General features: G+C 41.3%; 13 protein-coding genes and 2 pseudogenes. 5 read left to right on the plus strand and 10 right to left on the minus strand.

Annotated features, from left to right (window positions below; genetic code table 11):
- The 3 genes from AC2VE5_RS21975 to AC2VE5_RS21985 all read right to left on the minus strand — a co-directional run.
- Positions 1-169 (minus strand): transposase (locus AC2VE5_RS21975; RefSeq protein ID WP_486887409.1); only part of this gene is annotated, 169 nt, incomplete at its 3' end.
- Positions 170-240: 71 nt separating this feature from the next.
- Positions 241-690 carry a serine hydrolase domain-containing protein gene (locus AC2VE5_RS21980; RefSeq protein ID WP_486889817.1) on the minus strand — a complete coding sequence of 150 codons (450 nt, stop codon included), beginning with the start codon at positions 688-690 and terminating at the stop codon, positions 241-243.
- A 119-nt stretch (positions 691-809) separates the two neighbouring features.
- Positions 810-1,295 (minus strand): hypothetical protein, encoded by a 486-nt coding sequence (locus tag AC2VE5_RS21985; protein WP_486889818.1) that lies wholly within the window; start codon positions 1,293-1,295, stop codon positions 810-812.
- A 108-nt stretch (positions 1,296-1,403) separates the two neighbouring features.
- Between AC2VE5_RS21985 and AC2VE5_RS21990 the strand changes: the two genes are divergently transcribed.
- Positions 1,404-1,538, plus strand: coding sequence for a hypothetical protein (locus tag AC2VE5_RS21990; protein ID WP_486889819.1), 135 nt, complete (start codon positions 1,404-1,406; stop codon positions 1,536-1,538).
- Positions 1,539-2,080: 542 nt separating this feature from the next.
- Positions 2,081-2,917, plus strand: a complete 837-nt coding sequence (locus tag AC2VE5_RS21995; RefSeq protein WP_486889820.1) for a hypothetical protein — start codon at positions 2,081-2,083, stop codon at positions 2,915-2,917.
- Positions 2,918-2,949: 32 nt separating this feature from the next.
- Here AC2VE5_RS21995 and AC2VE5_RS22000 read toward each other — a convergent pair whose 3' ends face one another.
- Entirely contained in the window at positions 2,950-3,753 is an 804-nt protein-coding gene (locus AC2VE5_RS22000) for a DUF1206 domain-containing protein (RefSeq protein ID WP_486889821.1), read from the minus strand.
- Between the two features lie 331 nt (positions 3,754-4,084).
- On the opposite strand from AC2VE5_RS22000, the gene AC2VE5_RS22005 reads away from it, so the two are divergent.
- On the plus strand, positions 4,085-4,711 hold the full coding sequence (locus AC2VE5_RS22005; protein ID WP_486889822.1) for an eCIS core domain-containing protein: 627 nt from the start codon (positions 4,085-4,087) through the stop codon (positions 4,709-4,711).
- A 298-nt stretch (positions 4,712-5,009) separates the two neighbouring features.
- On the opposite strand, the gene AC2VE5_RS22010 is transcribed toward AC2VE5_RS22005, so the two are convergent.
- From AC2VE5_RS22010 to AC2VE5_RS22025, 4 genes and pseudogenes are all read right to left on the minus strand, one after another.
- Positions 5,010-5,228, minus strand: coding sequence for a hypothetical protein (locus AC2VE5_RS22010; protein WP_486889823.1), 219 nt, complete (start codon positions 5,226-5,228; stop codon positions 5,010-5,012).
- Positions 5,229-5,292: 64 nt separating this feature from the next.
- Entirely contained in the window at positions 5,293-5,652 is a 360-nt protein-coding gene (locus AC2VE5_RS22015) for a transposase (protein ID WP_486889824.1), read from the minus strand.
- A gap of 57 nt (positions 5,653-5,709) precedes the next feature.
- Positions 5,710-6,174 (minus strand): annotated as a pseudogene (locus AC2VE5_RS22020) (RNA-guided endonuclease InsQ/TnpB family protein); the annotation flags it as partial.
- A 160-nt stretch (positions 6,175-6,334) separates the two neighbouring features.
- Positions 6,335-6,961, minus strand: a complete 627-nt coding sequence (locus tag AC2VE5_RS22025) for a TenA family protein (RefSeq protein ID WP_486889825.1) — start codon at positions 6,959-6,961, stop codon at positions 6,335-6,337.
- Positions 6,962-7,170: 209 nt separating this feature from the next.
- Between AC2VE5_RS22025 and AC2VE5_RS22030 the strand changes: the two genes are divergently transcribed.
- Positions 7,171-7,734 carry a DUF4126 domain-containing protein gene (locus AC2VE5_RS22030; RefSeq protein ID WP_486889826.1) on the plus strand — a complete coding sequence of 188 codons (564 nt, stop codon included), beginning with the start codon at positions 7,171-7,173 and terminating at the stop codon, positions 7,732-7,734.
- 147 nt (positions 7,735-7,881) lie between these two features.
- The gene (locus AC2VE5_RS22035) at positions 7,882-8,217 is read left to right on the plus strand and encodes a hypothetical protein (RefSeq protein WP_486889827.1); all 336 of its coding nucleotides are present in this window, start codon (positions 7,882-7,884) and stop codon (positions 8,215-8,217) included.
- 210 nt (positions 8,218-8,427) lie between these two features.
- On the opposite strand, the gene AC2VE5_RS22040 is transcribed toward AC2VE5_RS22035, so the two are convergent.
- Together AC2VE5_RS22040 and AC2VE5_RS22045 are read right to left on the minus strand one after the other, a co-directional pair.
- Positions 8,428-9,087, minus strand: a complete 660-nt coding sequence (locus AC2VE5_RS22040) for a hypothetical protein (RefSeq protein ID WP_486889828.1) — start codon at positions 9,085-9,087, stop codon at positions 8,428-8,430.
- A 330-nt stretch (positions 9,088-9,417) separates the two neighbouring features.
- Positions 9,418-9,834, minus strand: a pseudogene (locus tag AC2VE5_RS22045) (IS701 family transposase); the annotation flags it as partial.
- Between the last annotated feature and the right edge of the window lie 126 nt (positions 9,835-9,960).

A 9,960-nucleotide genomic window follows, 5' to 3' on the forward strand; every position in this document is an offset into this window, starting at 1 on the left:
GCAAGTCTTGCCAGTTACAACCATTTTTCAGTTGATAAAAGATGCCATCCAAGATTTCGCGCTTGCTCCAGTTAGAAGGTCTTGTTTGCTTCTTCGGCGGTAGGATCTTAGGTAGTAAAGGTTCTATTATTTTCCACTCTTCGTCGGTGAGGCTGCTCTGGTACGGCATGGCATCTGCATTATGTTTTTGCCTTAACGTTACTTCCTTCCAGGGAAAGATGTCAAATGGGTTCTATAAGACTATATTGCTGCTGTAGCTGTAAATAATTTGGAGAGGGAGGCAACGCGAAACAGAGTTTTATCTGCTTCAACTGGTATTTTCTTTTCTAAGTTGGCATAGCCATAACCTTTAGCAAAAAAGAGCTTGCCATCTTTTACTACAGAAATGACCCCACCAGGAATATGAGACTTGGATATTTCCTCTTGAAAGAAGTCGTCTACAAATGCTTCAAATTCTTGTGGATCGTTTAATCCAGGCGCACTAGGAGCCGCAGCTACAGATTGCTCTGGTTCGTTAATTGGCTGCTGGGGTTGGCGGTCGTCGATAACTTGGATATCGGCGGGGATGTTTCGCGCCCAAGTCGGTAGCCCAGACAAGGAGAAAAACAGGATGAGGAGAACTAGCCAATGAATTATTTTATTGGCAAACCTACGTTTAGCGATCGCTTTATTTCTTGTTTGCGGCAACATTTCCAGCCTCCCTAATTTCTAACCTTTGGCTGTCAGCAATTTGCATTTTAGTTAGAGACGCGAAATTTCGCGTCTCTGCAATGACTCATTGTATCAAACGACCCAATCTCTACGACAAGTTAACGGGCGGTATTAGCTTGAAATCGAGCTAATCCATAGGGAATGAGTCGCTGTAGACCAAGGTGTTTTCCAGCTAGTTCGTAGTTAAAGAAAGGATCGGCTCCTGGAACAACAGGCGCGACTTCTTGTAATGTAACTTTTAGATTTGTTCTAGCCGGAACTGGTTGGGCAAAGGCAAGTACAAATTGATCGTCTTGCTGTAAACTCCTGAAAAGATATGCCTCAACTTGCCGACCTGCTGCTGTTGTGACTTTAGTACCTTCATCAATACTCACACCTTTTGGTGCTGTAATTGTGACGTAAGATAAAGGTCTAGCTCCGGTGTACAGAGTAATTGAGTGATTTTGGTCGTTACGGTCTATGTCAGTGCTGACAATGCGGGGAGCGCTAGCATCATAATTAACTGACTGAGCCTGAGCGATAGTTGGTACAACTGTTGTTGCAGATCCCAGAGTAAAGACTGTGGCATAAATTAAACTTTTCATCAAACTTCTCCTTCGCAAGCGTGTAAATTTCATTAATTTGAATAAAGTGGCGATAAATTTCGTCACTTGCTTTTACTGACATCCCCCATGAAAATGTTTTCAGTAATCGTGTCCATTGATTTTTATTCCCAGAAAACAGATATTGCTGCTTCAGGAATTTCTAAAAATCAATGGCTTACTAGCCTTGAATTTAAAATATATGTAGATAGTGGAAAACTGGTGAAAAGACCAGCAGTTTTATAAATAAGTTTTCTTTTTCTGTAAGGTGCGAAATCTCTAATATCTTTCCGTCGCTAAGTCAGACATATTAACTCTCCAACGATTATCAGTAATATGCTTGGATCTAAAGTTGAAGGAGATATATTCTTAATTATTGTAATTTTATGACTAATGATAGAGGTTAGCCTCTCCGTAAACGCCTTGTTCATTCACTCAATAGTTCTCAGTTAGAAGGTTCTTTAATTTCTACTTAATTTTGTGGGAATTGCTGAGAAGCGTGATTGATTATTGCTGCGATCACGAAGCAACCAAACAAGACTGCAATTGCTACAAAAATATTAATGATGATATTACTAGGACGCGGTTTCTTCATAACTACAGTTATCGATTCAAAAAGTTTATAACGATGTATCTTATTTAACTTTAAATTAAATTTTTCATCCCAAAGATAGAAGTAAATTAAGCCTCATAAAGGCGATAAGTGCAGAAGAAGTATCAATAATCACCAAAAAATATTGGTTTCAAATCTACCAATCCAACCTTTGCTATTTAAGAAGCGTCTAACTATGACAAATTCAAAAAAGCAATGGCTTTTTTTGAAGGAAAAGTTTTGTGTAACGATGAATAGACTTAGTTGCAATTGCATTCTTAGTCATAAGCCCACCTGCGATCGCAAATTTACTCAAGTATGGACTTATAGAGCAATTGCCGTATTACTCGTAGTGGCTCTTCCTGCCTGCACTATGGTTAACTCAGATAGTTCCAACCCTGGCACAACAATTAGTCAAATTAACAATCAAGCTAACGCCAACCTTATAGGTAAAACCGTAACTGTAAACGGAGAAGTTGAAGAAGTCATTAGCCCAAAAGCATTTATCATTGAAGGCGAGCAGTTCTTTAACGATCCAGAGTTATTGGTTCTAAATCTCAGTGGTTCTCCCATAGTTGACGATAGCAATATCCAAGTGACAGGAACTGTTCGCCAGTTCTTGAAGTCGGAAATTGAGCGTGAGTTTGGTTTGAATTTGGCTCAGGAGTTGGCAGCCAAATTCACAAACAAGCCTGTACTTGTGGTTACAGCACTTACTCTCACACCAGAACCTGGTGAAGTTGCCGAGGAACCAGCCCCGTTTATCGGCAAGCAAGTCACTATTAGCGGCAAAGTGGAAAACGTTATTGCGCCAAATTTATTTACCCTTGATGACAAAGAGTTCATTGGTGGTAAGGAGTTATTAGTTGTTGGTAATGCTAGCGCTATTAATGCAGGTCAAACTGTCCGAGTGACGGGTTCAATTCGCAAGTTGGTTGCAGCAGACTTGGATATTAAGCGACTACCTAGACTGATAGCAGAATATGAAGGTAAAGTTGCGGCGATCGCTGGCTCGATTGAGATTGTCAAATGAGCTAGTAGGCAAATCTGGCGATCGCCAGCTTATCAAATCCGAATCCGTCGATACCGTGCCAGGATCAGCAAGTGAATAGCATAAGCGACAAAACCGAGTGCAATCGCAACCAAAAGCCCTTGACCAAACGGCTCTTCTGCTAGCGTTTGCAGCGTACCACCCAGCCCTTGAACTTCGTCTGGATCGGACTGAACGGCGGATTGAATCAAGAGAAGACCAATAACACCAAAAGCAACACCACGAGCAGTAACACCAAATCTGGCAATGCCTGTCGCCCACTTTACATGGATATCACTCATTTCAACTAATCGCAGCCGTTGGCGGAATTTAGCAGTAAAGGCTACATAAGCAAAGGAAACACCCACACCCATCACGAGCGCTCCCGCTATTGCCAGTAGCACTTGACCAAATGGCTGCGCCAGCAAGCGTGCCGTCCAGTCTTGTCTCCAACTACTGCGCTCGCCTCCTGCACCAGCAATAATCTGTATGGCAGTAACGGCTAAACTTGCATAACTCATGCCGCTAATCGCGTAGCCAAGGCGTGGAACAACTCTTTTGACATTTCCGCCTTGATGTTCGGGATCTATAAACGCTTGAATAAAACGCCAAACTGCATAACTAGCAAGACCTACAGCCACTACAGTTAGCAAAAATTTTCCAAATAGCTGCGTCACAATTATTTGCAGAGCATCGCTCGTACCAACCGATGTATTACCAATGCCAAACGCTACAGGCATTGCTAGCAAGCCGACAATTAAGTAAACCACTCCCTTACTTGCATAGCCAAACCGTGCTATTGGCTCAATCCACGTTTTATTAGTATTGAGCTTTCGCATACTTTGCTGCACTACTAATCATTCTTAATACTTATAGTTCTCCACAGGTTTTGCACTATTAGGAGCTATGCTCAAAAGCACAAATATTTTATCTGAATTAACTTTATTAATTGCTCGAATTGCCCCGTTAATATGCAAGTGCGAGGATATCAGCGAAAAAAATATTTTATAATCCTACTTAACGTTGACACATTAATATTAGCATTTATTGCTCCATTAACTTTATGCTAACTCTACTATTTTAACAGAAAATACAAGTTGAATTTAAACAGTGTCAGTCAATACTATGAAAAGAAAGAGGCTTATTAAATTTGGTTTCATCAACCTTTTATTGATATTAATTATATCGATCTTTGGAAATTCAAAGTTTGAAGGATTTCCAATTCAACACTATCATTGGGCAGATATCACTAGGAAGCCACACTTTCAAAATTACACAAAAGTATTAGTTGAAGAAACATGGGGTCAAGCAGGTACAATAGCATATCCGGCGGCGGCTCAATGGATGAAGAAAAATAACGGTAGCAGCCGCACATTGGACGATATTCAAAAACAATATTTGCGAATTTATTTTGGAGATTTGGTCGATCAAGTAGCGATCGTCTACAATGCTAGACTTATGGATAGTTGGTTGTACGCTGATTTCAAGATTGATATCGGTCAAGTTGATGCTATTGCTCAAACTTATTGTCAACGCATTTACATCGAAGACTCATACAAACCTAGCGATCCTGTTCAACTGGTTCTATTAGCTCACGAACTCGTACATTCAGGGCAATGCGAACGGATTGGAGGGATGGCTCAGTTTGGATATGCTTATTTTAAAGAGTTCAAAAGGGCGAGTCAAAGTTACAAAAATAATAAATTGGAAAGAGAAGCTAAGGATATTCAAATACAGTTAGGCAATTGGCTTTTCCATCAATTGGCGAATGATGAAACAACACCAGAACAAGGATAAGTAAATAATCTTAACAGATTAATTAGATAGTTCGGGAATCAAGAAAACAATGGTTGCGTGCCAAAAGTTGCTGCTTTACTGGTAGGATACTTACTCTAAATAGTTAAAATCTATCCCACTAACAAGATTCTGTTAATCCAAATGTGAATTGTTGCTAGAGAAACAAAAGCATTGAAACAGGCAGAAATTCTCTCCCATCGAACAACGAGCCTACGGTATTTCCGTTGAAACCATGCGAAACAACGCTCGATTTGAAAACGAGGGACGGACATTTTTACGGGTCTGCCCAGATTTCTTTTTATTTTCCTGACTCGTTGTGGCAACTGAGGTCTAATATTACGTTTACTATTGCCTTTCTCAAATCCTTAGAATCGTATCCTTTGTCTGCCGCCAGCACTTTGACTCGTTTTCGGGGTCTACCAGGTTGATTAGTTTTGACGAGGTTGCGGTCAATTAGCGGCATTACTTGCTGGCGTTCACTACCATTAGCTGGTCTAGTAGTATTGGACAACGGCATCCCGTTACCATCAGTGAGAGTATGGAGTAAAATTCCTTTGCCCTTATAACCATAAGCAACGTCCTCACCTCCTCCTTTTCCAGGGGAAAAAAGAGCCGTCTACCGCCCCATAACTCCACTTGATCAATCCTCTTTCGGAGGCGATTCCTAATATTCGTGCTTGCAATAGTTTTAACGTTCCATCAGTTTGCCAACGTTTTAGCCACCTGTGGGCTGAACTTTTTGATGTCCAAATTTCTCCATTCGGCACATCACACCAACGGCAGCCCGTAATCAATATATACATTAAGGTGTTCAGTACAGGACGAAAAGGCACATGGGGCACTCCCCGTTCCCGCTGTTCTCCTTCCTCGCTGATCACATCCTCAAACAACTTCCATTCTAGATCGCTCAATCCCTCAAATCTTCCCGCCATATTCCGCATAACTTAATCGATCTGAAAATTAAATTATTACCTTTTTGACCTTAGTGGGATAGGTTCATAATACTTGCCTGCTTTAGTCATGCTGACTGTAACGGTTTTCAACGCCCCTTCAAAAGTGCGGTGTAGCTTTGCTTCCACCGATCCTATTTTAGGCAGCTTAATAGCCCCATCCAATAGCTTGACCGATTGGGGATATTGAATAGACTGCTTGCCGTGTTTACTTTTGAAGTTAGGGTATTTTGCTCTACCTTCAAAAAAGTTGATGAAAGCTCTAGACAAGTTTAGGCTGACAGGCTGCAACACTTGCGAGTAACAATCGGTGAGCTAAGGAAACTCAGCTTTAAGCGCAGGCAATAGGTCATTATAGCCCTGTCTAGACAATCCTTTCCCTCTTGCTTTGTAAGTCTCGTTGTTCAGATTCAATGCACGATTCCACCACCATCTAGCGCAACCAAAAGCTTGCGATAAAGCTTTTTTTTGGGCAACAGTTGGATAAATTCGTACCTTGACAACATTTCTCATATCTTGATTATATCACAAATCTTGTTCGTGGTAGAATCAATAAATATAGATTTGCCGATTCCCTGTAGGTCATCGCCCACCTATCCATCCCGACACTAAACTGAGTACAGTTATAGTGCGGGACTTCCGGTGAAGAAAGTTAAAGTCGGCGATGTGATTTTCACTCTACCATCCACGCCGCCTCAAAAAAGTCTCGTTCACATAACATGGCATAGCGATAAATAGAATGTACTTGGGGAGTCGCGCTAGTGTAACGTTCTGCCAAGGTTTCTAATTGTTGAGCTAATTGTTCAAATTCTGGAGCAGAGTAAGTGTATATCCAGTTGCCATAATCGTGGTCTGGAACTCCAGAAGATGCTAGTTGTTGCCCCAAGAACGCATAAAGACGCATACACGGTAACATAGCAACTGTTGTTAAACCTACATCACTACTACTCCATGCAGTAGCCAGCAAGAAGTCGGTATAACGCCTTGTTGCTGGTTGGGGTTGAACAGTACGCAAATTAACTTCCCAAGTCGCAGCAAAATCTTCATGGAGACGAAGTTCTGCTAGCACACCCGCCGCTAGGTTGTGGAAAATTCCAAATCCTTCCCAGTCGGGTGACTTAGCAGCTACTACGCTGTATGCACGGGCAAATGCTTCTAGAAAAAAGGCATCTTGTCCCACATAGTAGGCAAATTTTTTCCGCTCAAGTGTACCGTCAGCAATACCTTGAACAAAAGGATGTTTTAAACAAGCTTGTGCTAAATCAAGATTTGCTTGCCATAATTCGCTAAATACAGTCAAAGTTTTTATGTATGTATATGTATGGATAAGTTTAAGTACGTGCAAGAAGTCGGGTTTATTTTTATAGGGTGCTTGTAGTTGCTAATTATAGCCATAATTTTGCCTCTCTATTGCTAGATGTTTTAGTCATGTTCAAGCAATAAATTATTTAAGGTGAACATAAGGGAGAACCCCTGACTATCACTGCATTAGATGCAGTCGCTATATCTATGAATACTTGGGAAAGCATCATTGTTGGTCTGACTTTAAGTGCCGCCTGTGGCTTCCGCATTTTTGTCCCGCCGTTGGTTATCAGCCTAGCTGTAATTTTTGGACATCTACCAATTACATCAGGGTTTGAGTGGGTCGGTACTTACCAAGCATTGTGGGCATTGGCGATTGCCACCGTTGTAGAAATTGTTGCTTATTACGTTCCAGTGCTAGATAACTTACTAGACACCCTTGCTACGCCCACAGCACTTGCTGTTGGCACTTTTGTCGCTGCTGCTTTATTTCCCGACAGCGACCCTTTGCTGCAATGGACTATGGCAGCGATTGCTGGTGGGGGGACAGCCGGAATAGTTCAAGCTGTAACCGGAATTACTCGCTTGTCTTCTACAGCTTTGACTATCGGGCTAGGGAATGCGGTGGTTGCTACTATTGAATCAATCGGTGCATTTACCTTGTCAGTATTAGCCCTGATAGCGCCTCTAGTAGCAATCGGCTTGGTAGCAGTGTTGTTAATAGCCAGTTTGAATAAGGTTGTCCAAAGCAGAGTTACAAGCAGACATTGATGACTTGACTATAAATATCTCTTACTCAGCACTGGGATTAATGCTGGCAATTGAATAATTAAAGGCAATTTGCACGATTGGTATCAGTTGTTAGTAAGCTTTGGGAATACTAATAATTAATCAGTCACTTCTGCAAGGGAACTATACATGGACGCACCTCAAATGTTTGCTTTAGAAACCTTCTTGGAACGCAATTACTTTGTTCCTGATGAGGAAGGAACAATTGCTACTATAGGATGTGCATCGTTTTCAACTTACTTAACTAACTCTGAGGAAGAAACCTACTGCTTCTCGCTGTACGTGGGCGATCTAGTCGGTTATGAATTCTCTCTGGTAGACGAGGAATATATTTGGGATGAAGATGGTTTGGAAGATAGAATGACTAAGGTTGATTCTCTCAAGCAACTTTTCGAGGATTTTGCAGGTTTAACATTAGATATGACTCTAGAAGATAGAGAAAATACGGACGACGAGGAATCATAAGATCGGTAACATTTCCAGGAAAGCCTCGTTTAAAATCAAGTTTAAATGAGGCTTTTATTGCTCATGGAGCAGTTCCACAATCAAGAGTTGGTAGGTAATATAAATGGATCAGAACTGAAAGTTCAACCTGTTACTAACGATTAACTAATTGCTTAGATATTATGGATCGCAATTACCTAATTGTTGCGATCCATGATTTTTTACCTACTCCTATACTCCTGAGTTGTCCTCAACGGCGGCTTTCGACATACTATACTTACCTGCTTGCCCTCGATACCATTTGCCTTTCTTTGCACCAACAGAGAGAACATTAGAAATCCGTTCTCGCGCTATACTTCTTACTTCTTTGGAAATTTCATCAACAAAAATAGTATCGAGTATTGCTGTAATCTCTAACACCTGTTTTGGCTGTTGTTGCATAACTTCAGCTACAGCAACAGATAAACTGGCATCGGCGAACTCCTCTCGCAAATACTGTTGCCAATTATCTGCTTCCTTCACTACCGCTTTTGTGAGTGGGGATTTCTTATTTTGCTTGCTACTAGCGGGGGAGGTGTTTTTCTTAGTTTGTTGCTTTTGAGGGGATGGCGCTTCTCTAGCCTCGTCTGGCGGAGCTATTTTTGCCTCTTTTAGTTCTGGAGTTGCCGCTTCTTGAACAATCGATTCTATTTGTTCTTCAACAACTGGTGTTGCTATCGGTGGATAAGCAGTGGCATTAGAACCAAATAGGTTGATAACGGTTTTGAGACTATGGCGTTTTTCTTGAATTGACTGGAGTTGGGACGTTAATTCAACTTCTTGTGCTGCTAGGTCAGCATCAACTTCTAGTAGTTTGGCAACTGTAGGGTTAGAGGATTGGGAGTCTTGCACCGTAAAAACAACTTGATTGAAACAATATACTCTTTATAGCTTATGTCAATCGGTTTAACCAATTCTAGCAAGGCAAGCAGAGGAAATATTAGAGCATTAGGAAAACTCCTACGAATGGCGAGAACTGCAAGTAGGGGATAACTAGCTTAAGCATCCAATTTGCAGCCTGAGATACTCTGGCGTTACCGATCATAACCAACGTTCTTGTCATTCTTTTGCCGTAAATCAAACTAGGTCAAAGACGTGCTAAAACTGTTAATCTACTTTGCCAATCTTCATCATGCCGTAAGATGAGAACGTTGTAGTTGGTACTATCCCTCTTTTATCACTTTAGGCAGAAGAAAATTCAAATTGGAAGTTGAGCTGATGCACGACGGGACACACAAACCGATTCATCTTACTGATGAGTCGCTCAAAGCCAAACTGCAATGAAGTGATAGGAAACACATCTAACCATCGCTTAAGCCAGTTGAAACAAATTAATGGTTGGATAATTAAACGCAAATTATTGAGCAGAGGTTTCCAGCCGTTCTGATTGTTCCACCAGGGATGTTGAACAAAGTGTTGATGAGCTAAAGGACATGAATCATTAAATGCCTCAGCAAATAGACTGACCATCAGGAAGGCACTCATCACCATCTCCCACCATTTCTCTATCTGCTCATAGTGGGTCATGCGAAAGTCCGCCCAACCAAGAGCATCTTTGGCTTGCTTAAGTCCATATTCAATCCAAGTTCTAAATCCGTAGTTAAGCCAATATACCTTTAAAAGATATAAAATAGAAACTTGAATTGGCAAAGGGTGGAGGGGACAATGCCTGCCAAAGGATTTCTAAATCTGGAACAGAAAGAGAGATTGCAAACGCTAGTACGC

The organism is Aliterella sp. E5.1 (genome assembly GCF_057473825.1).